17 protein-coding genes and 5 pseudogenes are annotated in these 24,111 nt (G+C 60.4%); 13 read left to right on the plus strand and 9 right to left on the minus strand.

Annotated elements, in window-relative coordinates:
* From YUU_RS60880 to YUU_RS59430, 4 genes and pseudogenes are all read left to right on the plus strand, one after another.
* Positions 1-203, plus strand: a pseudogene (locus YUU_RS60880) (hypothetical protein); the annotation flags it as partial.
* Positions 204-508: 305 nt separating this feature from the next.
* On the plus strand, positions 509-1,171 hold the full coding sequence (locus YUU_RS0140185) for a ParA family protein (RefSeq protein WP_027527328.1): 663 nt from the start codon (positions 509-511) through the stop codon (positions 1,169-1,171).
* Positions 1,140-2,168: a hypothetical protein gene (locus YUU_RS0140190; protein WP_156944789.1), complete on the plus strand. Its 1,029-nt coding sequence runs from the start codon at positions 1,140-1,142 to the stop codon at positions 2,166-2,168. Before YUU_RS0140185 ends, YUU_RS0140190 begins: the two co-directional genes overlap by 32 nt.
* An 83-nt stretch (positions 2,169-2,251) precedes the next feature.
* Positions 2,252-2,476, plus strand: a complete 225-nt coding sequence (locus YUU_RS59430) for an ABC transporter substrate binding protein (protein WP_256375331.1) — start codon at positions 2,252-2,254, stop codon at positions 2,474-2,476.
* A 546-nt stretch (positions 2,477-3,022) separates the two neighbouring features.
* On the opposite strand, the gene YUU_RS0140200 is transcribed toward YUU_RS59430, so the two are convergent.
* Entirely contained in the window at positions 3,023-4,075 is a 1,053-nt protein-coding gene (locus YUU_RS0140200) for an IS110 family transposase (protein WP_035664680.1), read from the minus strand.
* Positions 4,076-4,257: 182 nt separating this feature from the next.
* Between YUU_RS0140200 and YUU_RS59440 the strand changes: the two genes are divergently transcribed.
* The 5 genes and pseudogenes from YUU_RS59440 to YUU_RS53435 all read left to right on the plus strand — a co-directional run bounded on the left by YUU_RS59440 (position 4,258) and on the right by YUU_RS53435 (position 11,145).
* Positions 4,258-4,401, plus strand: coding sequence for a hypothetical protein (locus YUU_RS59440; protein WP_156944792.1), 144 nt, complete (start codon positions 4,258-4,260; stop codon positions 4,399-4,401).
* A gap of 133 nt (positions 4,402-4,534) precedes the next feature.
* Positions 4,535-5,740 (plus strand): efflux RND transporter periplasmic adaptor subunit, encoded by a 1,206-nt coding sequence (locus YUU_RS0140215; RefSeq protein WP_027527331.1) that lies wholly within the window; start codon positions 4,535-4,537, stop codon positions 5,738-5,740.
* Entirely contained in the window at positions 5,740-8,871 is a 3,132-nt protein-coding gene (locus YUU_RS0140220) for an efflux RND transporter permease subunit (RefSeq protein ID WP_027527332.1), read from the plus strand. Before YUU_RS0140215 ends, YUU_RS0140220 begins: the two co-directional genes overlap by 1 nt.
* A 149-nt stretch (positions 8,872-9,020) precedes the next feature.
* Positions 9,021-9,998, plus strand: a complete 978-nt coding sequence (locus tag YUU_RS0140225) for an ABC transporter substrate-binding protein (RefSeq protein WP_027527333.1) — start codon at positions 9,021-9,023, stop codon at positions 9,996-9,998.
* A gap of 120 nt (positions 9,999-10,118) precedes the next feature.
* Positions 10,119-11,145: pseudogene (locus YUU_RS53435) on the plus strand (IS110 family transposase).
* A 601-nt stretch (positions 11,146-11,746) separates the two neighbouring features.
* Here the strand turns inward: YUU_RS53435 and YUU_RS62480 are convergent.
* The 4 genes from YUU_RS62480 to YUU_RS0140255 all read right to left on the minus strand — a co-directional run bounded on the left by YUU_RS62480 (position 11,747) and on the right by YUU_RS0140255 (position 14,935).
* Positions 11,747-11,872: a hypothetical protein gene (locus YUU_RS62480; RefSeq protein ID WP_256375332.1), complete on the minus strand. Its 126-nt coding sequence runs from the start codon at positions 11,870-11,872 to the stop codon at positions 11,747-11,749.
* Between the two features lie 1,143 nt (positions 11,873-13,015).
* Entirely contained in the window at positions 13,016-13,810 is a 795-nt protein-coding gene (locus YUU_RS53440; protein WP_035664675.1) for a cyclase family protein, read from the minus strand.
* A 34-nt stretch (positions 13,811-13,844) separates the two neighbouring features.
* On the minus strand, positions 13,845-14,420 hold the full coding sequence (locus tag YUU_RS0140250) for a thiamine pyrophosphate-dependent enzyme (RefSeq protein ID WP_027527335.1): 576 nt from the start codon (positions 14,418-14,420) through the stop codon (positions 13,845-13,847).
* Between the two features lie 2 nt (positions 14,421-14,422).
* Entirely contained in the window at positions 14,423-14,935 is a 513-nt protein-coding gene (locus tag YUU_RS0140255; protein ID WP_027527336.1) for a thiamine pyrophosphate-binding protein, read from the minus strand.
* A 121-nt stretch (positions 14,936-15,056) separates the two neighbouring features.
* On the opposite strand from YUU_RS0140255, the pseudogene YUU_RS57410 reads away from it, so the two are divergent.
* From YUU_RS57410 to YUU_RS53450, 3 genes and pseudogenes are all read left to right on the plus strand, one after another.
* A pseudogene (locus tag YUU_RS57410) lies at positions 15,057-15,254 on the plus strand (transposase); the annotation flags it as partial.
* 1,989 nt (positions 15,255-17,243) lie between these two features.
* Positions 17,244-17,657, plus strand: a complete 414-nt coding sequence (locus tag YUU_RS57415; RefSeq protein WP_198031920.1) for a GNAT family N-acetyltransferase — start codon at positions 17,244-17,246, stop codon at positions 17,655-17,657.
* A gap of 7 nt (positions 17,658-17,664) precedes the next feature.
* Positions 17,665-18,230 (plus strand): annotated as a pseudogene (locus tag YUU_RS53450) (transposase); the annotation flags it as partial.
* Between the two features lie 274 nt (positions 18,231-18,504).
* Here the strand turns inward: YUU_RS53450 and YUU_RS57420 are convergent.
* The 3 genes and pseudogenes from YUU_RS57420 to YUU_RS57425 all read right to left on the minus strand — a co-directional run.
* Positions 18,505-18,732: a hypothetical protein gene (locus tag YUU_RS57420; RefSeq protein WP_084801795.1), complete on the minus strand. Its 228-nt coding sequence runs from the start codon at positions 18,730-18,732 to the stop codon at positions 18,505-18,507.
* 279 nt (positions 18,733-19,011) lie between these two features.
* Complete coding sequence (locus YUU_RS60580) at positions 19,012-20,835, minus strand: MASE1 domain-containing protein (protein ID WP_051390155.1); 1,824 nt, start codon at positions 20,833-20,835, stop codon at positions 19,012-19,014.
* 1,309 nt (positions 20,836-22,144) lie between these two features.
* Positions 22,145-22,312: pseudogene (locus YUU_RS57425) on the minus strand (recombinase family protein); the annotation flags it as partial.
* Positions 22,313-22,479: 167 nt separating this feature from the next.
* On the opposite strand from YUU_RS57425, the gene YUU_RS53465 reads away from it, so the two are divergent.
* Positions 22,480-23,172, plus strand: a complete 693-nt coding sequence (locus YUU_RS53465; RefSeq protein WP_198031921.1) for a nucleoside deaminase — start codon at positions 22,480-22,482, stop codon at positions 23,170-23,172.
* A gap of 156 nt (positions 23,173-23,328) precedes the next feature.
* On the opposite strand, the gene YUU_RS53470 is transcribed toward YUU_RS53465, so the two are convergent.
* The gene (locus YUU_RS53470) at positions 23,329-24,081 is read right to left on the minus strand and encodes a hypothetical protein (RefSeq protein ID WP_051390157.1); all 753 of its coding nucleotides are present in this window, start codon (positions 24,079-24,081) and stop codon (positions 23,329-23,331) included.
* Positions 24,082-24,111: the final 30 nt, after the last annotated feature.

Consider the following 24,111-nt stretch of genomic DNA (forward strand, 5'->3'; position numbering starts at 1 on the left):
ACCACCCGAGCATGTGGTGGTTCTGCAATCAGGTGCGAAGGCTCTGGCTTACGACGCTTCGGCGTCGGAGTCAGAAGGCTGATCTGTCCTGGGAGCGCTTCATCCGCCTCGTCGATCGCTTCTTTCCGCCAATCAAGACACTACACCCGCTGCCCTGTCACCGCTTCGACGCCAAAACCCGAGGGAGGAGCCCGGTGCGTTAGCAGCGCTCGCCGGGATCTGGGTGGGGGGCGAGGAGCAATCCTCGTCCCTACCACGACCATCACCCGGACGAAGGGCGAGTCGCGGGAGATCCGCGATCCCTTGTTATCCATCGAGGAGGCTCGCCCTTTTTCGCGAAGAGTTCTCCGCGGTAAACCGTTAGTGGCTGGGCCTTGATTTGGTTGTGAGTTCCACGCTCGCTCTTGATGCGATTCACGATGGGGAATGGTAGGTCACCGATTGGTAGGCCCAACTTTTTCGACGACTCGTGCGTTTTCATGTCGTTGTCATACGGGAAGCACAGGAGATGTATGTCCTTGCTCTGGTCACCCAAAAAGGCGGAAGCGGCAAGAGCACGCTGGCGGTCGGAATTGCAGTCGCAGCGATGGGGAACGGGGAGCGCGTCGCATTTGTCGAGGCGGATCCACAAGGCACGATTTCAAAATGGAAAGAGCGGCGCGGCTATCCCTATCCGCGGGTCGTTCGGGTCTCCGATCCCGCCGAAATAGAAGGGGCGCTCGTCAGCCTTGCAGCTGAGGGAATCTGGCTTACAGTCATCGATACCGCAGCCACGAACAATGCGCTGGCCGTGTGCGCTATCGCGAGGGCCGATCTTTGCCTGATCCCGGTGCGTCCGAGTCTGGCCGACATCGAAGCTGCGATACCGACGCTGATTGCTATTCGTAGGCTCAACCGCCGATTTGCTTTCGTCCTCAATCAGACGCCGCCGCGGGGCTGCCGCTTGAGTGAAGCTGCAACGTCGCTCAATTCGCTCGGGGTGCTTGCGCTTCCCTATGTCGGGCAACGCAATGACCACCAGGACGCGCTTGGGGCAGGATTAGGCGTGACCGAGTTTGCACAAGGGGGAAGAGCCTCGGAGGAAGTTCGTGAGCTGTGGCGCTGGGTCTTGAAAAAGCTTGTCGAGGGGTCGTTAGATCATGAGCCTCACGCAAAAAAGGCGGCGTGCTAGCCATACGCGCTGTGCGCGACGCTCGCTGGTGGAGCTTACCGCGGCGGCGAGTCGAGCCGTTGACGATGGCCTGTTTGTGGCGTCCAGCGGGATTGCTGCTTCCAATCCGCGATTGGAGCACGCGGGCGAGAAGACGTCTGATCAATCGATTTTTGCAAGGCAAGCGACGGCTCCGAGTCCCGTTGCGGTGCTTGAATCTCAGAATGCGGCGGCGCCGCGCAGGGACGAACTCCTAGATTTCGACACTACCACCGAGATGATGGCGAAGATCGCCAAGGAGTATCAAGACAGAGCTTTTGAAAATATCAAAGCCAGCCTGAATGCTACGTTGGACCATGCAAAGGACCTCGTAGAGACACGGGTGGAAGGAGAAGCGGCGTCGAAAGACATCGGCGCTTCCAGTCTTGAAAGCAATTTTTTGACCGTTCGCAAAGAAGCCGCAACGGAGTTCCGCGCGGATGCGGGCGAATTGATTGTGCAGAAGGAACCAGCCGACAGCGCAGGGCAGCCGCAAGTGCAATACATGCGGCGGCTCACTGACGAGGCGGTCAGATTGCTGGACGATCTTCGGAGCGGCAAGCTGGAGAATCAGGCGAACTTCATCCTGAGCGAATGCTTCAGAGAGGCTGCCAGCGCGTTCTCTATGATCAATCAGCAGCTCAAGCGCGACGGCTATGCCGCGAGTATTGATCCATCAATCTTCATTTGGCTTGCCAACATCACCGAACCGGAGACGCGCGACACCGGGACCATGCGGCTTGAGATCGTACCCAACCACCGAGGTCGTCCGAGCACGTACGCGCGCCATGTCGCTCAATTTATTTGGCACCTTGTCGAGGGGCAGGGCTGCCGGCGACAGGCCGCATATCGGGGGGCGCTCACGAAGTTCACCATAAGCGCGAGTTTCGCCGAGACGGCCTATGCCTTTTGGGAGCCGATCTTCAAACGGGCGGGACCGCACGTGAAGATGCTGACCCGCATTTCAGATCCAGAGTAAAGCTAAGCAGCGCGGGCATTTGGCATCCGATTTGATTGAGGCCGAGGCACCTGCGAGGACCGCCTGGCAACTTCGTCCGAGCTTTGGACAAAGAAGACGCTGACGTTGGGGCCGCTCCTGCATGGCCCATGATTGCGCTGATAAGGGCCGGAGCGAGGCCGGCTGATCTGCCGGTGCAAATGCCGACCAAGTACGAGCTGGTGATCAATCTGAAAGCCGCCGAGGCGTTCAGCCTCGATCTGCCGGCATCGGTGCTCGCCCGCGCGGACGAGGTAATCGAACAGGGTTCGCTTTGTTGCGATGCATGAGTCCGGAAATCGCCCTTCGCGTCAATTTGGGTGCGCGTAATAGTCGGTTCGCTTTCAGGTAAAAACGGACATCAAGAGCAGGCAGAACCGGCTGGCTCAGTCGAGAATGACCCAATGTATGGTCCGGCCGTGCGGTGCAAGAAGATTTCGACGATCCAGTAGATGCGGTCTTGCATCAATGTATCCGGCCTCTGCTTGGAGCGCAGTGCTCCGGGCCATCATGGATATCAGCGCGTATGCGATCTGGTTAGCGGACATGGATGGGCCATTTGGGTCACCAGTGTTCGCATGCGCCGGGAAGACCGATTCTCCATCGTCGTCTCATCCTCTCGCAGACCTCGGCGGGTAAGATTACATCGTCGATGGGTCTCTCCTCATTTCATGGCTGTTCCTTTGTTCGTGCCTGGCGGTCGTTCCTTCGTCCCGGCCTGCGCGCGCAGACGCGCCGCGCGCAAGGGGCCGTCAAGGCCGGCCGTCGTGCTGTCCCGACGTCTTGCTCTCCTGCTGCCAGGCCGCGCCTTGACGGCGCCGCGTACGGCGCGAGGATCAAGCAGGTCGGTTTGCCGTCTCCACCGTCTTGACGCACGCGAAAGCGCGTCCCTTGTTGAGGACCGCCCAGGCGATCCGGGCGAGCTTGTTGGTGAGCGCAATCGCCAGCACGTTGTGGTGCAATCGCTTCTTGGCGGCTTCGATCCAGGAGTTGAGGCCATAGCGCTCCCAACACTTGACCTTGACCAGCACAACCCACGCGGCTTGTACGAACAGCGCGCGCAGGTAGCGATTGCCGCGCCTTGATATGCTGCCAAGGATTGTCCGATCTCCCGTCGAGATCTGTTTCGGTACCAGCCCGAGCCAGGCGCCGAAGTCGCGGCCCTTCGAGAACACGTCTCCAGCGCCGATCGCGGCCACCATTGCGCTCGAGATGATCGGGCCAATGCCAGGCACCGTCATCAGTCGCTGGCAGGCCTGATCTTGACGGGCTAGTGTTTCGATCTCGCTAGATAGCCCCTCGATACGCTGATCCAGCCGGCGCCAGTCTTCCACCAGCCCCTCGATGATGAGCAACATGCGAGGCGAGAGCACATCGGTGCGTGTCGCCAAGATACCCGGTAACTCGAACCGCAGGGAATGCCGGCCTTGCCGCACGGCGATGCCCCGCTCCAGCAGGAACGCACGGATCTGATTGATGACGCCGGTACGCTGACCGACCAATCGATCGCGGACGCGGTGCAGTGCCTGAAGGTCGAGTTGATCGGCGATCTTGGTCGCGACGAACTTCATGGTCGGGCGTTGGACGGCCTCGGCGATCGCTTCCGCATCTCGGAAGTCATTCTTCTGTCCCTTCGAATACGGGCGCACGTATTTCGCCGGCATCATGCGGGCGTCGTGGCCAAGCATTTGCAGTTTGCGGCTGAGATGATGGGCACCTACGCGGGCCTCCATGCCGATCAAGCACGGCGGCAGGTTGGCGAGCCGCGTTTCCACCTGGCCGCGTGACCACTTCTGCCGCAGCACGATGGCACCGCGGTGATCATGACCCACGATGTGGAACGAGTTCTTGCCGATATCGATGCCGATCACGGCGAGTTTCTGAGACATGGCGTGCTCCTTGTCTTGAGCGCCCCTTGCCAGCTTCTCGTGCTGGCAGGGCCGGAGCACGGCCGGACCATCCCATTAGCGGACCGAGGATCCGCAGGTTCTAGACTTGATTTAGATCAACGCCGTTTCGGCCATGGCCTGACACCTTGAAATTTTTCAGTGGGAGGGTCGGAGCGACCGGCATGAGGCCGCGCGAGTTCATCGGGCTCATGGCCGAAACAGCAGCGTGGCCGCTCGCGGCACGCCTGCAGCAGCGGGCGCTGTCGGCGATCAGCAACGATCGCCGCGTTCATCGTCAGGAGTACGCCCATGAAATCCTTCGATGATTACAAAGGCATCCTGCCTTTCGCCAGCCAGCTCTTTGGCATCGATCAGCCGCTGCTTGGATGGCAGTCGCGGATCAGCCGCTGCATCACCAGTAGTCTGTAGAATCCGGTACGGATCACGATGGTGGGGCTGATGGGAAAGCGATACGTTGCCATTGTGGCTATTCTGATCGCGCTTGCAGCAGGCGCCTATATCACTGTTTTCGGCTGGCCGTGGGTCGCCAGGGACCTGCCCGCAGACCAACATACCACACGACCGTCGCCGGAAGTCGGCATCGTAACCGCTGAGTCAGCCGAGGTGCCGCTGCCTTTTGAGTACGCCGGCCGAATCGTGGGAGTCCGGGACGTCGAAGTGCGTGCGTTGGTCGGCGGCCTGTTGCTGAAGCGAGACTTCGACGAAGGCGACAAGGTCACGCAGGGGCAGCTTCTTTTCCAGATCGACCCCGCGTCTTACCAGGTAACGCTCAACCGCGCCGAGGCCCAGCTCAATCAGGCACAGGCGGCGCTCCGCCAGGCGGAAGAGAACTATGCTCGCGTGGAGGAACTCACGCGTCGTAACGTCGCGACGGAAAAGCAACGCGAAGAAGCGCTCGGGACCCGCGATCAGGCCCGCGCCACGGTCGAGGCAGCGCAAGCCGAAATCGCCAGCGCCAAACTGAACCTCGGATATACGGAGGTCCGGGCGCCGGTCGCAGGACTCACAGCTTTGAACTCGCCGTCGATCGGCTCGCTGATCCAAGCCCAGCAGACGCTCCTGACAACGATCACGCCGCAGGATCCCGCCTATGTGAATTTCTCGTTCACCGATGAGGAAGGGCACGCTTACCGGGACCTCAATGAACGGCGGGCAAATCCGATCGATGAGAAAGACTTGTCGGTGGAGCTATTTTTCAGCAATGGCCGCCTCTATCAGCATCGAGGCAAGCTCGATACGTCCGCTCCGCGAGTCGACCCGCAGACCGGCACGATCCAGGCACGAGTGGTCTTCCCCAACCCGAACGGTCTCCTGCTTCCAGGCCAGTTCGTGCGCCTGCGCATCCTTGGCGTTACCCTGCTCGATGCGATCGCAATTCGCAAAGAAGCGGTGAGTCAGGGTCCACAGGGGCCGTTTGTCTACGTCGTCGGCGCCAACGATGTCGCCGAGGTCAGACCCGTCCGGTTGGGTCAGCAAGTCGGGTTGGACTGGGTCATTTCGGATGGCCTCAAACCCGGTGAACGGGTTGTCGTCGACGGTGTTATTCGCGTTCGCGCCGGCGAAAAAGTAACACCGGTGAAATATGTGCCACCCGTCGAGTCACACGAACAGGCACCCGGGGCTCCGTTGGGAGTGCGCCCGTAATGTCGAAATTCTTCATCGATCGGCCGATCTTCGCGACTGTCGTTTCGATTGTCATATTGCTGTCCGGACTGATCGCGATGCGGGCGCTGCCGATCGCGCAGTATCCGGAAATCGTTCCTCCCGAAGTGGTCGTTACGGCGACCTATCCTGGCGGCAGTGCCCAGACGATCGCCGAAACCGTCGCCGCTCCACTGGAGCAACAGATAAATGGGGTCGAAGGCATGATCTATATGCAATCGACCTCGAACGGCTCTGGTTCAATGACTCTGTCCATCCTGTTCACAAGCAGGACCGATCCTGATCAGGCATCGATCAACGTCAACAATCGCGTTCAGCGCGCGCTGCCGCTGCTGCCGGAGGAGGTCCGGCGGCAAGGCGTTACGGTCACCAGGCGGTCCTCCTCGTTCCTGCAGGTGCTGACGATGTCGTCGCCGGATCGCCGATACGACGCGCTCTACATTTCCAATTACGCGCTCATCAATGTCATTGACGAGCTGAAGCGCACGCCCGGAGTTGGCGATGCAACGCTCTTCGGTGCGACCGATTATTCCATGCGCATTTGGCTACGCCCCGACAAGGTCGCTCAGTACAAGCTCGTGCCAAGCGACATCGCGGCAGCCATTCGCGAGCAAAATGCCCAGTTTGCCGCAGGCCGCTTCGGCGAGGGGCCCCTGCCAGGCCATCAGGCTTTCACCTATTCGGTCACGACCAAGGGACAGCTGGTCGATCCGCGCGAATTCGAGCAGATCGTCCTGCGTTCGGACGAGAACGGCGCGGCGCTGCGCGTGAAAGACGTCGCCCGGGTTGAGCTCGGCTCCTTGAACTACGGAACCGTTTCCACGCTCAACGCCACGCCCGCGGTGCCGATCGGCATCTACCTGCAGACGGGCGCCAACGCGCTGGAGGTCGCAGCGGCGGTTGGCGCCACGATGAAGCGCCTGTCGCAGCGCTTTCCCGACGGACTACGCTACGAGGTGCCGTTCGACACGACCCGCTTCATCGAAGCGTCAATCCATGAAGTCATAAAGACGCTTGTCGAGGCGATCCTATTTGTCGTCCTGGTCGTGTTTCTGTTTCTCCAGAACATCCGGGCGACCCTCATCCCGATCCTCGCGGTTCCGGTGTCGATCGTCGGTACGTTTGCCGGCATGTACCTGCTTGGATTTTCCATCAATCTGTTCACGTTGTTCGGCCTTATCCTGGCGATCGGCATCGTGGTCGACGATGCCATCATCGTGCTTGAGAATGTCGAGCGCATCATGACCACCGATGGCAAGAGCCCGCGCGAGGCTGCTGTCCTCGCGATGCAGGAAGTCAGCGGACCGCTGGTTGCGATCGTGCTGGTCTTGTGCGCGGTGTTCGTCCCGGTCTCTTTCCTCGGCGGCCTCGCCGGCGAACTCTACCGGCAGTTTGCGGTCACCATCGCAGTATCGGTGATCATCTCCGGAATTGTGGCGCTGACCCTGACGCCGGCGCTTTGCGCAGTGTTTCTGAAACCGGGACACACGGAAACCTGGCGGCCATTCCGGATATTCAACCGTGGCTTCGACTGGGTGACACAGCGCTTCACTGGCGGCGTCGGTTTCTTCCTCAGGCATGTCTTGACCGCGGTCGCTCTTATTGCGGCGATGCTGGGAGTGACCTGGTGGCTATTTCAACGCGTTCCCGGCGGCCTCGTGCCTCCCGAAGACCAGGGTTACATCTTCCTGGTGACGATGCTGCCGCCCGCGGCCTCGCTCGATCGCACGCTCCAGGTGACCGCCAAGGTCACAGAAGGAGCAATGACGAATCCAGCGGTCGCGGATGTTGTGACGATTGCCGGCTACGATCTGTTGAGCGGCTCTCAGAGAACAAATGCGGGCATTTCGTTCGTGACGTTAAAAGGCTGGTCGGAACGCCGCGACCCAAAACTTGACGCGCGCAATCTGGCGCCAGCCTTTTCCGCGCTCAACGCAGATTTCCGCGACGGCATTGTTATCGGCATCAATCCGCCGCCAATTCCTGGCCTGAGCACCACCGGCGGCTTCGAGTTCTATTTGCAGGATCGCTCAGGTGGCAACCTTCAGTCACTCGCCGAGGCGGCACAACGGGTGGTGCAGGCCGCGAACAAGCGGCCAGAACTGAGCGGCGTGCAGACCACCTTTACGACCGACGAGCCGCAATACCGCCTCGATGTGGATCGAGACAAGGCAAAGGCTCTCGGGGTACCGATCAACACCATCTTCGAGGCGATGCAGAGCACTTTCGGCAGCCTCTACGTCAACGACTTCATCCTGTTCGGGCGCACCTATCGGGTGACGATGTCGTCCGAAGGTGCCTTTCGCGAGTCGGCCGAGGACATGCGGCATGTGTTCGTTCGTTCGAAAAACGACACCATGGTTCCGCTCGATGCGCTGCTAACGGTTCATCGCGTTATCGGACCCGACGTCGTGGATCGCTTCAATGTCGTCCCGGCTGCAAAAATTCTCGGCAATCCTGCTCCCGGCGTGTCCTCCGGGCAGGCCATCGCGGCAATCCAGCAAGTCGTGACGGAGACGCTTTCGTCGGACTACAGCATCGGCTGGACGGGCTCGGCTTTTCAGGAAATCCAAACCGCGGGGACCGGGTCGACAGGCTTCCTGTTTGGACTCCTCGCGGTGTTCTTGATTCTGGCCGCGCAGTATGAGCGCTGGTCGTTGCCGCTCGCTGTCATCACGGCGGTGCCGTTCGCGCTGTTTGGCGCCATCGTGGCAATCTATCTGCGAGGTATTGAGAACGACATCTATTTTCAGGTCGGTCTTGTGACCCTGATCGGATTGTCTGCCAAAAACGCCATTCTGATCGTCGAATTTGCGGCGCAGCGCCAACGCGAAGGACTTTCCGTCTACCATGCGGCAATGGATGCGGCCCGACTGCGCTTTCGTCCGATCATCATGACGTCGCTCGCTTTCATCCTCGGCGTCGTGCCCTTGGCGGTTTCGGCCGGCGCCGGATCCGCGAGCCGGCATTCCATCGGCACTGGCGTAATCGGCGGTATGCTGGCCGCAACCTTCCTCGCTATCCTCTTTGTACCGATGTTTTTCAAGCTGGTGACGCGTGAACGAAATGCGGGCGACACGGCAATGTCGACTGAGACTTCGGGGACCGGATAAAGGCCAAACGCCTCTAGCAAAGCACGCGGAGCGATGGAAGTGCTACGAGCAAACGGAATCCATTCCGGTCATTCCGGAGCCGAGTTCATGTGCGACGCTAACAGCTCCCATTCGATGTGATAGGCTATCTCCGGCTCGGGGTAAGGCCTATGAGGCGACGCGAGTTCATCACGCTTCTCGGTAGTGCGGCGGTTGCTTGGCCTGTCGCTGGACGCGCGCAGCAGCGCGAGCAGCCGCGGCGGGTCTCAGTGGTGATGCAATTCGTTGAGGGCGACCAGCAAGGACTACTGCGCGCCGCCGCGTTCCGAGAGGGATTGGAAAAGGCTGGATGGGTGGCCGGTCGCAATGTCAGCGTCGATTATCTCTGGGGTCCGCTGGACAGCGGCATCACAGAGCAACTGCGGCAAAGGGTGCCGGAGGTGATTGCGATCAACAGCAGCATCGGCTTGCGCGCGATCGGATCGGCGTTTCCCGGAGTGCCCATCGTGTTCATTGGCGTGAGCGAGCCGGTGGAGCGGGGTTTTGTGGCGAGCCTCGCTCATCCTGGCGGCAACATGACGGGTTTCTCGCACCTGGAGCCGACGCTCGGCGCGAAATGGCTCGATCTGGTCAAGCAGGTTGCGCCACAAGTGACCCGCATTGCGTACCTTTACAATCCCGATAATCCCGGTGCCAAGGTAACCTTGCAGTCGGCCCAGTCAGCGGCCGGACAATTCTCGTTGGACGTGCTCGATACGCCGGTGCGCGACGTTGCGGAAATCGAAGCGGGTATTGCGGGGCTTGTGCGAGAGCCGGGAGGTGCGTTGCTGGTGCCGCCCGATCCGTTCACGACGGGGCATCACAAACGCGTCGTCGATTTGGCGGCACGCCACCGGCTTCCGCTGGTCTCCGCGCTGCGCTCCTTTGCCGACGAGGGCGGTCTCTTGGCCTATGGCGTCTCCATCCCGGAGCTGTTCCGACAGGCCGCAGGCTATGTCGACCGCATCCTGCGCGGTGAGAAACCGGCCGACCTGCCGGTGCAGGGACCGACCCAATTCGAGTTGGTGATCAACATCAAGACCGCAACGGCCCTCGGTCTCACCGTGCCGCCTGCCCTACTTGCGGCCGCCAACGAAGTAATCGAATAGAAACATTGTTTGCTGCAGTGCACCGGTCCGGTTGTGATGCTGTGGACGGCTCCTCCACCGGCGTGAGAGCGCCAAGGAGTGGGCGCCGTGTGAGGCTCCCACGATTCGGAGGAGCAGCCTATGCAGTCAATTTCGACAATCGGTCTGGATATCGCGAAGTCGGTCTTTCAAGTGCATTGCGTTGATGCAGCCGGCCAGGTGGTCATCCGCCGTCAGTTAAAGCGCCAGCAGGTCGTAGCATTTTTCCAGAAGTTGCCGCCATGCCTGGCAGGGATCGAGGCTTGCGCGTCATCCTACTATTGGTCCCGCGACCTGCAGGCGTTGGGGCATACGGTGCGATTAATGCCTCCGGCCTATGTGAAGCCCTACGTCAAGCGACAGAAGAACGACAGCACGGACGCGGAGGCGATTTGCGAGGCGGTCACCCAACATGCGGTTTGTGCCGACCAAAACCCTCGAGCAACAGAGCTGTCTGATGCTTCATCGTGCGCGCCATCTGTTCATCCGCCAGCAAACTGCCATCATCAATTCGATCCGTGCCTATCTTGCCGAGTTCGGGATCGTCTCCCCCGTCGGACGCAGGGGTGTCGAGCAACTGCTGGAGGTCGTCGCCGATCCAGCCGACCACCGGCTGCCGGAGGTGGCGCGCGCCTGCGTCACGGCTCTCGGCAGTCAATTGCGGTCACTGAAGGCCCAGATCCTGGAGTTCGACCGCTGCATCATCGCCTGGCATCGCTCACATGCGACGAGCAAGCGGCTTGACGCGATCCCCGGCGTTGGTCCGGCGCTGGCGACGGCTCTGGTCGCGAGTATTGCTGATCCGAAGGCCTTCCGATCGGGACGGGACTTCTCGGCCTGGGTCGGGCTTGTGCCGAGGCAGAACTCGAGCGGGGGCAAGGACAAGCTCGGCAGTATCAGCAAACAAGGCGATCGCTATTTGCGCAGCCTGTTCACGGCTGGCGCGCTCGCCGTGATCCGCTATGCCAAGATCCATGGCACGGGGCATCGGCCCTGGCTTACGGGGCTGCTGGCGCGTCGACCGACCAGGGTTGCTGCGATCGCGCTCGCCAACAAGATCGCCCGCATGGCGTGGGCCATGATGGCCAGGGGCGAACGCTACCGGGAGCCCGCTGCACTCGCGACGTAAAGGAATCGCGCCGGATATCCGGCGTGACGTAACGGTTGGGAGAGCGAACAGCACGTAATGCAGCGCCGGTCGATCCGGCGATCAGGACAACCCACATGGGCCACGGCATCATCGAATGCGAGGTTTTGACCGGGACCTGATCCGCGGAGGGCATTATGGCCAGCGGTCAGGTGAACCGCGCTAATAGGCCGAACACATGGCTGCTCCGACCACCGCCGCAAGCGTGAAGAAAACTCTTGCCAACCCGGAGCCGTCCACACATGGCCCATCGCGTCATTTCGCTGCGCTGCGGAAGTTCGTCGCTATCGGGGCATAGCGGACTCTGGCGAGCCGTCCGCCCGGCAGGCTTATAGCTAGTACGATGCTCGCGGCATTCGCGAGCCACCCAAATTTAGATGTAGTCCAGGGTGGTTGTGAACTAGGTGCCTGAGCTGGTGCTGGATCCTATCCGTTCTTCTGCCGCAGAGCTCGCAAGACCGGCTCGCAGCCTCGAAGAACTAGCGACCGGCGTCTGTCCCCGCGTTCACGATCGCGGCGTTTTTCGGCGACGCCCATTCAACCGCGGTTCAGCCCAGCACCGCCACACTGCACACGAGTTCAACTATGGAGGCTTCGATGGCAAAGCCGATTGCCGTTCTTTTTTTTCTGCCGCAGCGCTCGCCGGATTGGCTGCGACTAGCGCCAGCGCCATGCCGATCGCGCCACCTGTGGCGTCGGTGTCAGGCATCGAACAGGTCCGATTGGTCTGCAATGAGTGGGGACGCTGCTGGCGGCAGCCGGACTATTATCGCCCCTACGGATACTATCGACCCCGTGACGACGATGAGTGGCGAGACCGTTATCGCTATCGACACAGCTACGGCTACTACGGCCCACGTTATGAGGGTGGTTGGCGTCGCGGCCGGGATCGCGACGACGATTGACCGGGACGCGAAAGCAGCAAGCGCGCTAAGTGAGACGAAAAAAGCCCGCCGATGCACAGCGGGGCGATTTCTTAGACGGCTCGCAACCGCTAGAGTGGGCGGGAGCGCCGTAGGTTAGGCGCTCCAAGTCGACTTTTGTCGGCTCCAAAATTGCCGGGAGTCGGTCATCTTTTCGGTCGAAGCCCCCCGACAACCATTCACGCTCGCGTGGGAAGCGTGGAGGGCACTGTGCTGAGTGATCTACAGACGAAGCTGGAGAGGTACGAGACCAGAGCCGCCGAGTGCGCGAAGGCGGCTCGAAAAATGACAATAATATCGCAAACGATCGTAAGCGAGCAGGCGACATCGTCGTTCGAACTCGAGCGCTCATAAAGAACGTGGCCGAAGCGGGTGGCGCTGGCGATCCTTCTGATAACCCTGACAGTAGGCGACGTGGCGTCGCCTTTTGGCGCCCGATACTAACGTTCGTCGCCCTTCAACGGAGTTCTTAAAGAGCGTAAGACCTGAGCCCACTGCGGCGCCGATGACGTGCCTCATGCGTAAGATCGGATGAGATATCGTAGGTTTGGTTGGTGTGGAGAAAGGCGGTAGCGCTCCAGTGACTTGAACCCCCGACACCTTTCGGATGGATCGGTCCGCCACCCATGTGCGCGCTCTCCCGCGGTTGGATTATTCGCTGTAAGCTATTGATCTGTATTGATCCGATTTTGGCTTAGTTGGAAAAATTCTCTCGTGAAATCAACGCGAGTGGCGTGTCTCTTAATCAGCGGGTCCCAGGTTCGAGCCCTGGTGCGCCCACCACAAAAACATCGGCAAAATCAGATATATGTATCACAATTCTCGGACGGTACGTGAGCCGCCCCAAAGGCCAAAAATCGCAATTTGGGTGTGTTTTTGGGGCAGAGTAGTTCGCTGAAAAATCGAACGCCGATCGGTTGGCGTCTGCATCACGCGGGTGCAAGTGCAATGACGCGCAGCGGGCTGCCTGAGCCGTCGGCGATCTTGAGCGGTGCGGCGATGACCACGGCGCCGATTGGCGGCAACTGGTCCAAATTGATCAGGCTCGTGATGCCGAATTTGCCTGCGCCATGCATTGTACCGTGATTGGGGAATGGCGGATTGAAGGTGCCGGCTTGCCCGGCGTCTGTTCCGATGGTCTCTACGCCGACGCCCAGGACATCGCGTTCGTGCGCCAGGAACTCGGAGCATGCCTTCGAGAACCCCGGCGAATGGGGGCCGTCGTCGCGCGCGTTGAGGAATTCCTCGCGAGTCGTGCGGGCGCTCCAGCCGGTGCGCAGCAGTACCCATGCTCCGGCGGGGATACGACCATGCGTCGCCTCCCAGGACTGGACACGCTCAGGTGTGAGCAGGAAGTCCTGATTGGCCTGAACGTCCGCCGTCACGTCGATGACGCAAGCGGGGCCGATGAATTTGCGCGGCGCGATCGTATCGGTCGCATTCTCGGGAAGATCCCTGCCGGTGATCCAGTGGATCGGCGCGTCGAAGTGCGTCCCCGTGTGTTCGCCGAGCGTGAGCACGTTCCAGTACCATGCCGGGCCACGGGAATCGTAGCGCGAGATCTCGGTGAGCGTCAGCCCCGGCGACGGCGCAAAGATCGGCGGCAAATCGATCACGGGCGTGCTGGGGCTTAGTGTCGTGGTGAGGTCCACGACGTGAATTCGCTTTGAGTTCAGCTCTTCCACCAGTTGGGCCAATATGCCGCTAGATTGTCTATCCGCCATGCTCGCCTCCTTCACTTCAAACGCAGGTCACGTCTTAGTCGTGTTGCCGCAGCGCCTCCAGCGCACGCTTGAACTGGAAGCGATTCTCCAATAGTGGCAAATCCATGTGAAACGATTTGGGTCCAACCGCCTCGACCTTGGCGACGATCGTCGTCAGCGTCCCGCCCGCCAATGCGCCTGCAACCGCGCCTTTGAGCTGCTCTGGCGTGTCGGACTCTGTTACCTGCGGAATGGCGCAAGCCCGCGCCACGCCCGCCAAATCGGTACCAGTCGCAGTCGCTGTGGGAAAGCCGCCGACGGAAAGCAGGCTTGCGTTGTCGAAGACGATATGCACCAGGTTGCCGGGTGAGTAGCGCGCCATTGTGCTCAGCGTGCCGAGGTTCATCAGCAGCGAGCCGTCGCCGTCGATCACAACCACTTTGTGGCGGGGCATGGCGACCGCGATGCCCAGTCCCATAGAGGAAGCCAGCCCCATCGCATGCTCCAGGTAGAAGAAGTTGGGGCGGTGGCCAAGCGTGTAGAGCTCCGCAGCGACGGCGCCCATGATTGTGACAACGATCTGATCCTTCACCTCAGGATAGATTGCCTGCAAGGCATCGACGCGCAGCATGGCTACTCTTCCCACATCAACTCGCGGGTCAGCAGCACGGCGACCGGCGACAGCGAAGCGTGTGCCAGCGTCTGCGCATCCTTGATGCGGCGTTGAGCGTCATCGGGGTTTGATAGGTGCCAGACGGGAATACCCAGGGTCCGCAACAGCGGCTCAGTCACCATGCCACCCTGTGTCTGCCAAGGATCGCGCTCGCCCATGTGACCGCGGTAGCTGATGAGCATCAGGAGCGGAATCTTGTAGAGCAGCGCCAGCGAGACGATCGGGTTGATGGCTGCGAGGAAACCGTGGTTCTGCATTAGCAGCGCGGAGCTGATACCTGCCAGATGTGCTCCGGCAGAGATGCCAATCGCCTCTTCTTCCTTGGCGACGCGTATCAGCGTGACTTCGGGGTCGTCGTCGGCCATGCGGATAAGGTGGACCAGCCAGGTTTCCGGCAGAGCGGAAATGATCCTCACGTCGCAGGCTTTGAGGGCCTCATAGATCACCTCGGAGTTGGCGAGTGAAACTGGCATACGCCACACCCTTCAATGCCGTCGCGCGCCCCATTGAGCAGATCGCAGCCTAACACACGCCGTTGCAAAGCAGCAACGTAGTGGGTGCTGTCGGCATCGTCTTTTGAAATGACGGACACGGAGCAACCCTGTTCGTGTGATCGACGCGTTTGTCGATGCGCTGGATTTGGCTGAGATGGGTTTTGAGGGGGCAGAGCCGGCGGCGACTGGCCGGCCATCGTACCACCCCTCGGTGCTCCCCAAGCTTTACATCTATGGCTACCTGAACCGAGTGCAGTCCAGCCAGCGGCTGGAACGGGAGCACGAGTATCTGCTCGAGGCCGTGCAGCAGCGCCTAGAAGCCCCGGAAGCCATGCGTCAGCGTCGGGAGACGGTCGAGCATCCGTTCGGCACGATGAAGGCCCGCATGGGAGCGTCGCACGTCCTCACCAAAACGCTCCCAAAAGTAGCGGCCGAGATGGCGATCATCGGGACCACGCCACTGATCGCTGCGATTGCGGTCTGAGACAGGCGCGCTTCCTGGCTTCCCGGGGCAGACGCCCCTTGAAGCCGTTTTGACACGGCCAAGACCCGAAGCCGACCTCCATAGGATCCGATCCGTTCGGCGCTCTCCATCGTCGTCGCCTCGGGCCCGGCTGAGACAAAGATATCCGGCCGACCCAAGCCCGCTATGCATTTTCGGCAAAGAGACGCAATTCTAGGAAGCGCAATTGTTGGCGCTGGTAGCCTTACGCTGCGCGTCCACATTCAAATGGGGAACGTGGTCGGAAACGAGCATCGCCGATTGGCTTCCGGGAGTGCCAAAGCTGAACAGCGCAGCCTTCGTCTGAGTCTCTATGGACAGCTTTCACATAGCGATTAGAACTGGCCAGGCTGAGCAGGCGGAGCTGGATAATCTGATCGTAAATTGTTCGGGTTGTTACGATCGAACAAATCTTGCGGCACAACGAAGCCGGCCTTGCAGCTATAAACTGACGGCGGAATTTTCCGCACCTCCCGAACGACGAGACATGGGGACACTATTTCCGCCTTGGCCAAGCCGATCGTCTTCGGTAGCGGGACATGACGTGGAGGGGCTGCATGTGCCGACGCTAGGCCAGTCACAACTAATGCGGGAACGGTGATGGCGAGTACGCGCAAGTATTTGAAGAACATGGTACCCCTCTGGCATAGAATGTTGGTGGGCCTGAGAGAGTTGTGTGCCTAAAGAAACGCAAACTTATCGGGTCGCCGATAAGCCACACTATTTAGTACCGACTTCGCACTGCGCGCTATGCGGATTCGGCTGACGCCAGATGGCCGACGCAGCGTTCTACCTGCGTCGGGGCGGCGGCAGGCCTCGAAACGAAGTTGATCGCAGCCTGCGCTTCACATGGCGTGATAACAACACTCATTCCACGATGTCGAAGCTCGCCGTCGAAGTGGCTGGAGATCAGGTTGCGCGGTTCACACCGACATAGAGCCCCGTCCAATTCTAGACACGGCTGCAGGAGCAAGGCGTAGCGTGTTTATGGTGCGCTCTCTTGGAGAGCCGCATGGCCGAATTCTGCATCGCCGCCTGATTGCTCGCTCAACGCACGCAGAGCAGGTGCCGAATGTGCATAGCGCGCAATCCGGCTCGGGCCCAGACTGCGGGTACGTACCGGATATCGGCGGAGAGAAACATGAGGAAGAACGTTTGGCTCGGGTCACTGGCGGCGCTTGCCGTCACGATAATGCCGGGTCTGCCGGCGACGGCGCGCGACGCCGATCTCGCCTCTCATACTGTTGCGGCCGCTCCAACCGCTAAACAGCAATGCATAAGTACCTGTCGTGCCCGCTATCGCGACTGCCGTCATCTGAACCAGCTGCCATCGTTCGAGTGTCGGGGCGTTTACCAAGATTGCACCCGATACACTTGTACCGGCTTAGGACCAGGATGACCGACGTGCCTTGCCGGACGGCAGCGGCTCCTGGGGCGGACCAAGCCAGAGAGGCCGACGGCCAACGTCGATCGTTCGAGAGCCGGCTTTCGTCGGGAAGGTTGGACGAGTTGAGACAACCCACTTTCTGCGACCGAGATATGGTCTGCTAATCGGTGAGCGAGCGGATGAAGGACGAACATTCGCGGAGACTTAGGGCTGCTTCCGCGCCGCGACGCGCAAGGTTGGAGGATGCGCACCAACTCGCGCGGCTGTTGACGAGGGCATTTCTCAACGACCCCGTTATGGATTGGTTGGCTCGATCAGGGCCAGAACGGCCTTCGGTACTAGAGGCATTCTTCTTTTGGCACTTGTATACGCGCGCAATACCCGCCGGCGAAGTATGGATGAGCGATGACGGCGCGGCATGTGCAATATGGCTGCCGCCAGGGATACCTGCGTGGCCTCCGGGATTCTTTGAGCAGTTGAAGCTGTTGCCTCTATTCCTGAAGATGTGCGGATTGGGGGGGATAGTCCGAGGGGCTGCAATATCCGGCGAATTGGAAAGGGCGCATCCGCGCGAAATGCATTTCTATTTGAGTTTTATGGCTGTTGATCCCCCTTTTCAGGGGATGGGGCTGGGATCGGCGATTCTTGACGCGGCGCTCAGGAGGATCGACGAAACAGGCATGCCTGCTTATCTCGAAAACTCAAGTCCGAGAAATACGCCGCTCTATGAGCGCGGCGGCTTTGTGGCTCAGAAAAACATTCTACCCGAAAATGCACCGCCTCTGATTTCAATGTTGAGAAAAGCCAGATAGTCCTCGGTATCCGGGCCGGCTTCTCGGCGATAGCGGCTATGGCTCAGCCGAGATGCTCGGCTGGTTGGTCTATGAGTACGGCATCGAGCCACACGTCACGGTGTTAGACAAGTCGGCCCGCACAGACGGATCTTCTCGCGCGAGGACTTCACCTATGACCATGCCGATGACGCCTACCGCTGTCCGGGTGGCAAGGTTCTTACCACAACCGGAGCGCTGGTGAACGACGGCGCCACGATGCTTTATGTCGCCAGCAAGCGCGATTGCGGTGGATGCGCATTGAAGTCCCGCTGTTGCCCCAAGCAGCCGTCACGGAGAATACCGCGCTCAATCTATGAGGGCGCTCGCGACATGGCGCGGCAGATCGCAAAGTCGTGGGAAGGACGCACCTCGCGCCGGCTCCGCAAGAAGATCGAGATGCTGTTCGCGCAGCTCAAGCGTATTCGCAAGCTCGACCGTTTACGTTTACGAGGCCCAAACGGCGCGCGTGACGAGTTCACCCTCGCAGCCACCGCTCAGAACCTTCGAAAGATGGCCAAGCTTATCCCGATGCCAACCCCGAGGCTCGCATAGGGACCGGTAGAGCAGTTCGGCACGTCGCGACGGAGCCACTATTACAACGAAATATTGCCGGCCAGTTGGGTCAAAATGCGAAGAACTCAGCGTGAGCAAAACTAGTCCGCTTCACCGCGCTGGACAGACCTTAACTAGACTGCCGCCGCGCAGCAGATGGGCGCCCAAAAATAGACAATCGGTTGATCATGACGGCCGAGCAGGATCGCAAACTGAAAGAGAGCCCCGCATGGCTGGCAAGTGGCCCACAGGCGTCCGCCGTGGAATTCGACGATCAGCCGCAGATGCGCACGCGGCGCACGCGCCAGCCATAACCGTCCCAGAAGCGCTGGGTACGCCAGTAGCAGGGGGGCATCGGATCTCCAACCGGAGCATCGACATAGCCCGACCAGTACGGATAGCCGCCGGGTCCGGGATAAGTGCGCGGACCAGCATAAGCGGGCGAGGCTGCGGAAACGGCCAATGTCGCGGCCGTAGCGAGCGCCAATAACGTCTTCCTCATGGTGATACCTTTCCAACGCAGCGAAGGCTCAAATGTGCAAGTCCGGGCAATGTCCGCTGTGCCCCGATCGCGACCAAATCCCGCATCGCCGCGATTCCTCGGATCACTCGTCGGCCGACCGGCCGTGAAAACTCCGAATCGACCGGCGGTTCGCGAGTTTGTTGTACTCCGCAATCGCCCGCTACGCGGGCGACACGCGGGAAAATGCGAAGAGTGCTGGCAGGCGCTTCCCTACGGGCCTGATTGCCCTCAGAAGGCTTGGCTTGGGCAGGTGCAGACTTACTGCGCTGCGTCTCCTGCTGCACCATGCCCGACGGCAGCGACATTGACCATGGTTTGCGGAGCCTGGACGTCTCTGCTTGCTCCGGGGGCAAGCAGAGGAAGCGTCATACGAATGGTCGTACCTTTTCCTGGCGCAGAGACGAGCGTGATCTTGCCGCCAAGCTGATCCGTCACAAGGTTATGGACGATGTAAAGGCCGAGCCCGGTACAGCCCTGCGCCCGTCTAGTGGTGAAGAATGGATCAAAAACGTGACGCTGAACCTCCTCCGGAATACCGCCTCCATCATCCGAGAAAGTGATCTCAATCTGCTCCGGGCCGAGGCGATGCGCCTCGATCAGCATGCATCCGCCAAGCCCGTCAGCGAAGCCGTGAGTGACGGCATTGAAGATGAGGTTGGTCAGCACTTGCCCGTAGGCGCCCGGGTAACTGTCCAGGATAATGTCGGAGGGCAGGGCGAGCGAAAGCGAGTCCCGGTACTTCGGCAGGCCTGGCCGTATGCTCGCAACGATCTGCTCGGTCGCGAGCTTGAGGTCGAACAAACGCCGATCAGCATCGCTGCGATCGGTGGCGACTTGCTTGAACGATTGAATCAGCTCTCCCGCGCGCTGGAGATTCGCGACGAGCTGGTTTGCGGCGTCGCGACAACCGTCAGTGAATTCGGCCAGCCGCGAACGGCGCAGCGGCCCGGAAACAATCTGGTCCGCGAAGTGGGTGCAACGGCGGTCTAGCGTCGAGGCCACCGTCAGGCTGATGCCGATTGGGCTGTTGAGCTCATGTGCAACCCCCGCTACGAGACGGCCGAGTGCGGCCAGCTTTTCGGTCTCGATGAGATAGCGTTGCGCTTCGCTGGCATGCAGGGCAGCCTCGGCCACCTTTCGCTTATCACGAATTTCGGCAAACAACGCAGCAACGACCGATGCGCCGATCGTCACAAGTAAGATGCTGATCTGTGCCGCCAGGACGCGCTCGTTCGTCGTGAGGTCGCGATTGCCGAAATAGCCAATGCCGAAGGTTGTCGTCCAAACGATGGAAAGGCTGATGATGAACGCGGCTGCCGCGGCAAAGGCCGGCCGGCAACGGGCGGCAAGCCACAGCAGTGGCGCAAATAGCACCGCGACCGGCCCGACATTCGCCAACAGCTCCGATCGGAGAAAGATGGCAAGTGCACTCGCCAGAGCCAGAGTTGCGACCGCCGCGATTCCTTCGACGAGTTCGCTCAGCGGAGGCCGGTCGCGCGCGGCTGAGGCAAGCTCTATCAGCAGCGGCGCAACCGTGATGATTCCCAACGCGTCCGATGCAAACCACTGATACCAGGTCGTCAGCATCGGCGCCGTCGCGCTGTGAAACAACTTGAAGACGATCGCCCCGCCGATCCCCGAGACTGCGGTTCCCGCAATTGCTGCCGCCAGCAGCCCCGCCACGTTGCGCACCTTGTCTAATCTGAAGTCCGGACCGAAGAAGCGCCCGATGAGCCATGCTGCGAGCGCGGCTTCCCCTGCATTGCACACGCCGAAGAGAACCGCGCCCCAGAAATTCCGGTCACCGAGGAGATTCGCGACGATGGTTGCAGTCATGGTACCGATCACGACAGGCCATCGCGTTCGCGGCCCAAGTGCGATAAGCACGCCGGCGGAGACACCTGCGGCAGGCCAGAAAACGGCAACACCCTCAGGTTTGGTGAGCATGGCAAGGCTGAGTCGCGCCGCTAGGAAATAGACGATGCCGACCAAGACTGCGAGCCCGACCGAGCCGGCCCACCGGCTCAGGTCGATTTCGGTCGACAGTTCGTGCTGAACCTGTGCCGATAGGTTCTGCCGCACCCCCGTCCTCCTTCCCCCGCCCGGTTCCGCTTGGCGTGGAACTCGCGTGCTCGCGCTGCCGGAAGCAAGGCAAGTGCGGCGGCGCTGACAGGCCGTCTGCTCCCAAGAACTGGTCCCAAGATTGACCAGGATCGGCTTTGCGCACCGCCTCCGAGCGAACGTGGGCATTGTGATGCCTGTATCGGTGGCGAATTTATGGAGCCTGGCTCAAAGATCGAAGGTGGAAGCGACATCGGGGTAGTTGACGCAACCACGCATTTTGCTTCGCACCATGCAGGCTACGGGACTGTCACCGTCATCGCCCGGCTTGACTGGTAGTCTACGACGATCCCGTACGTGCTATCGCGAACACGAGGGGCCGAAAAAGCGTCGGTTTGCCCCCGAGCCGGTGACTTCCGGTGTGTCTCCAACTTCGGACTGTCAATGCATCGCGCAAACTGCCGCGAAGGGCCGATTCCGTTGAAAAAGGCGGCTGTTGCGACGCAGAGGGATCAGTGATCCAGTCTGTCTAGGTAACCGGACTGAAGATCATGATGGGACATCGGCAAGTCGAACAGGCTGCGTTGGCGTTACGTTCTTCGGACGCGGCGCTCTGATCCTCAATGAGGAGGGCGAATAAGCGCAGGTTCGGCTGCTATCGGGCCCGCTATGCACCGCCGACGGCTCGGGCGATGAAGAGGAGGCCCGCCTGTTCACGCTGAGGGCCCTTTCTGTTTTGGAGCAACTGCGATCCGAGCAAATTTCTTTAGCGCGGCGTCAATTGCCTTGAGCTGTTGACCGCGAGAAGGTCGTCCCCTCCGTAGCTTAGGTACCGATGGTTTGGACGCTCTGGCAACAAGCCACAGGTCGCTGCCGCAACCGACGCATTCGTAGAATCCTAGGTCGTAACCCTTTGCGACAGGAAAAGCGCCCTTGAGCACTCGGGGTTGGTTACAAATCAGGCATACGGCTTCGCTGCTCACAACAAAACATCCGGAAAAGCGATCTGGCTGCAATCAGCACGATGCTAGCCCGTGAGAACGGGCGGGCTACAATCTGAACAACATCCAGACCATCGCAGCTAACTAAGCGGCAAGCCAAACAACCGAGGCCAGGAACACATATCGCTTTAGGAGTCTGAAGCCGCGCCCTAGCGAACCGCGATCCTGTCGTGCGAGTGTGTTGATTATCGCAGCCGCTTTTTGTCGTACTTGCATAGCGCCGGGCGTTAGCGCATTGCGGCCAAACAAAGCTTGCTATGATGCGCCAAAAAATTGAGATTTTGAGCCAGCGTCGCGCCGAAGCTCAGCGCGTCTGAATGCGGAACATCCTTGGTGCGCCTGCTGATCATGCCCGCCTCCAACTCGGCAACGGCCACCATTTGCTGCGACAGGAAGCGGCCGGGCGCACCGTCGATCTGCGGCAGATCGGCAAAGCGCACGTCAACGCCAGCTTCGAGCAGCCGCGACAGGAAAGCGACCGAGCGCGTCAGCCTATCCGATGAACGTGGCCCCGTTAGCCGAAATCGCATAGTGCGGGAGGGGTTGCTTCGCCTAACTTCCCGTCTGGATTGAACAGATCGCCCTGGCCGCGAAACCATGACGCGCTGGGCCCAGGAACGCAGCAACCAAGAGGGACTGCTCGTCAACTCTGATGGAGCAGCTGATGCTCATGAGCAAGCCGGAAGCTCACCTTCAAGATTTGCAGATGATGGAGCGATGCCTTGAAGTCGCTCGACTTGGAGCGAAGAAAGGAGAGCTGCCGTTCGGCGCCCTGATTGTTTCTCGAGGACAGGTCATCGCCGAGGCCATCAATCGTGTTTCATCGGAGAGCGATGTGACGCGCCACGCGGAGCTCGTGGCACTTTCCGCGGCACAAAAGGTCCTCAAACGAAAGCGTCTGCAAGATTGCACCTTGTATTCGATCGTTGAACCTTGCCCGATGTGTTCGTTTTCTTCAAGGGAGGCGCGGATTGGTCGGGTGGTGTTCGCCCTCTCGTCTCCTGTGATGGGCGGATGTTCGAAATGGGACGTGCTGAAGGACGACGGTTTATCGAACAAGCTACCTGAGGTTTTTGGACCTCCGCCGGAGATCGTCTCCGGCCTGTTGGCAGCGCAGGCCGAGCAGGTCTGGAGCCAATGGAACCCGCTCGCTTGGCGCTTCATAAAACGTAGAGGCTGCTTTGGATCGGCGGCGGATTTGCCTGAGCGCCATGAGGCCGCGCCGCGGCCCATCCTTTCGTGGGCCGCCTTGACCGCCTTTTTGGCTGCGCCGGCCGTAGCGGTGAGCAAGGCCTTCCTGCGCTCACGTACGGGTTCGAAAGCTATGCCAAAGCTCGGCCCGCAGTCGGACTCGTGAGCGCGCTGCCGACGTAGCTGTTCGGAATCGCCATCGAAATAACGTTGATCGCACGGGGGCTCGGGCCAGCTATCCTTTTGGCAGCTCGGATTCGCACTTGTCTGGCCGGCGTCGCGCCGTGCGGGCAGCAGCACTGACGGCGGGATCGGACTCGTTCTATTGTTTGAAGTGCAGCAGTCGACGCGGTAAGCGGCCGTGAAGGTGCGGGAAACCGAGGTGAATTCCAAGCCGTTGTTTGGCCCTGCGCAATGCCTTCACTGCAATAACAGCGTCAACGGCTAATCGGCTAAGTCTAGGAAGTTGCCGTGGGTCGCTAACAACTGAACCTCCAATTTCGCGTAGTCTAGGCTTACCCGCGGGTCCGATCTTTATGAGCGCCGCTCTCGGAAGTATGCGATGGGCAGGGTTTAGAACAACGCGACAAGCGGCAAAGGGAATTCTGAATTCGGCAGCAATTCGGGCCACGATTTGCGACTCCATATCAGCTGCGACAGCCCCCGTGGTGGCATGGAAGTCCCGTCTCTCCTCAAAACTTGTCATCGGGGTAGCCACTCCAGCAATCGGAGAGTAGCCGGCGCCCGGGATCATCCGAAGGAGCTCCTGGGCCCAAGGGAGGTCACTTGGATAGGCTTCATCGTTCCCGGCAAACACCGACGAAGCGATGACAACCTTACCCGGTCGGAGCTTCGGATCCAGCCCGCCGCATACGCCAAAGCTTATAATCCCGCGCGCACCTTTTCGGATGGCGTCACGCAAATGAGACGCGGTCCGGTCACCATCAGCGATCATCGCTGCCATCCCCGCTATTCTGGCCTCAATTGCCAGTCCAACGACGGCGATCACAGCCTTCGCGTTGGGGGCGCCAGTCTGATCCTCCTCTGCCTCATTTACGGTCACAAGCAGGGTCATCGCAGGCCTTCTAAAACGAAAGTGTCTCTA

The organism is Bradyrhizobium sp. Ec3.3 (assembly GCF_000472925.1).
Lineage (GTDB): Bacteria > Pseudomonadota > Alphaproteobacteria > Rhizobiales > Xanthobacteraceae > Bradyrhizobium.

Bases quoted from the DNA above. Each gene is read 5' to 3' on its own strand.
- YUU_RS0140185 (WP_027527328.1), top strand. From the start codon at position 509: ATGTATGTCCTTGCTCTGGTCACCCAAAAAGGCGGAAGCGGCAAGAGC.
- YUU_RS0140190 (WP_156944789.1), top strand. From the start codon at position 1,140: ATGAGCCTCACGCAAAAAAGGCGGCGTGCTAGCCATACGCGCTGTGCG.
- YUU_RS0140200 (WP_035664680.1), bottom strand. From the start codon at position 4,075: ATGTCTCAGAAACTCGCCGTGATCGGCATCGATATCGGCAAGAACTCG.
- YUU_RS59440 (WP_156944792.1), top strand. From the start codon at position 4,258: ATGAGGCCGCGCGAGTTCATCGGGCTCATGGCCGAAACAGCAGCGTGG.
- YUU_RS0140215 (WP_027527331.1), top strand. From the start codon at position 4,535: ATGGGAAAGCGATACGTTGCCATTGTGGCTATTCTGATCGCGCTTGCA.
- YUU_RS0140220 (WP_027527332.1), top strand. From the start codon at position 5,740: ATGTCGAAATTCTTCATCGATCGGCCGATCTTCGCGACTGTCGTTTCG.
- YUU_RS0140225 (WP_027527333.1), top strand. From the start codon at position 9,021: ATGAGGCGACGCGAGTTCATCACGCTTCTCGGTAGTGCGGCGGTTGCT.
- YUU_RS62480 (WP_256375332.1), bottom strand. From the start codon at position 11,872: ATGCCTGACACCGACGCCACAGGTGGCGCGATCGGCATGGCGCTGGCG.
- YUU_RS53440 (WP_035664675.1), bottom strand. From the start codon at position 13,810: ATGGCGGATAGACAATCTAGCGGCATATTGGCCCAACTGGTGGAAGAG.
- YUU_RS0140250 (WP_027527335.1), bottom strand. From the start codon at position 14,420: ATGCTGCGCGTCGATGCCTTGCAGGCAATCTATCCTGAGGTGAAGGAT.
- YUU_RS0140255 (WP_027527336.1), bottom strand. From the start codon at position 14,935: ATGCCAGTTTCACTCGCCAACTCCGAGGTGATCTATGAGGCCCTCAAA.
- YUU_RS57415 (WP_198031920.1), top strand. From the start codon at position 17,244: ATGAGCGATGACGGCGCGGCATGTGCAATATGGCTGCCGCCAGGGATA.
- YUU_RS57420 (WP_084801795.1), bottom strand. From the start codon at position 18,732: ATGAGGAAGACGTTATTGGCGCTCGCTACGGCCGCGACATTGGCCGTT.
- YUU_RS53465 (WP_198031921.1), top strand. From the start codon at position 22,480: ATGCTCATGAGCAAGCCGGAAGCTCACCTTCAAGATTTGCAGATGATG.
- YUU_RS53470 (WP_051390157.1), bottom strand. From the start codon at position 24,081: ATGACCCTGCTTGTGACCGTAAATGAGGCAGAGGAGGATCAGACTGGC.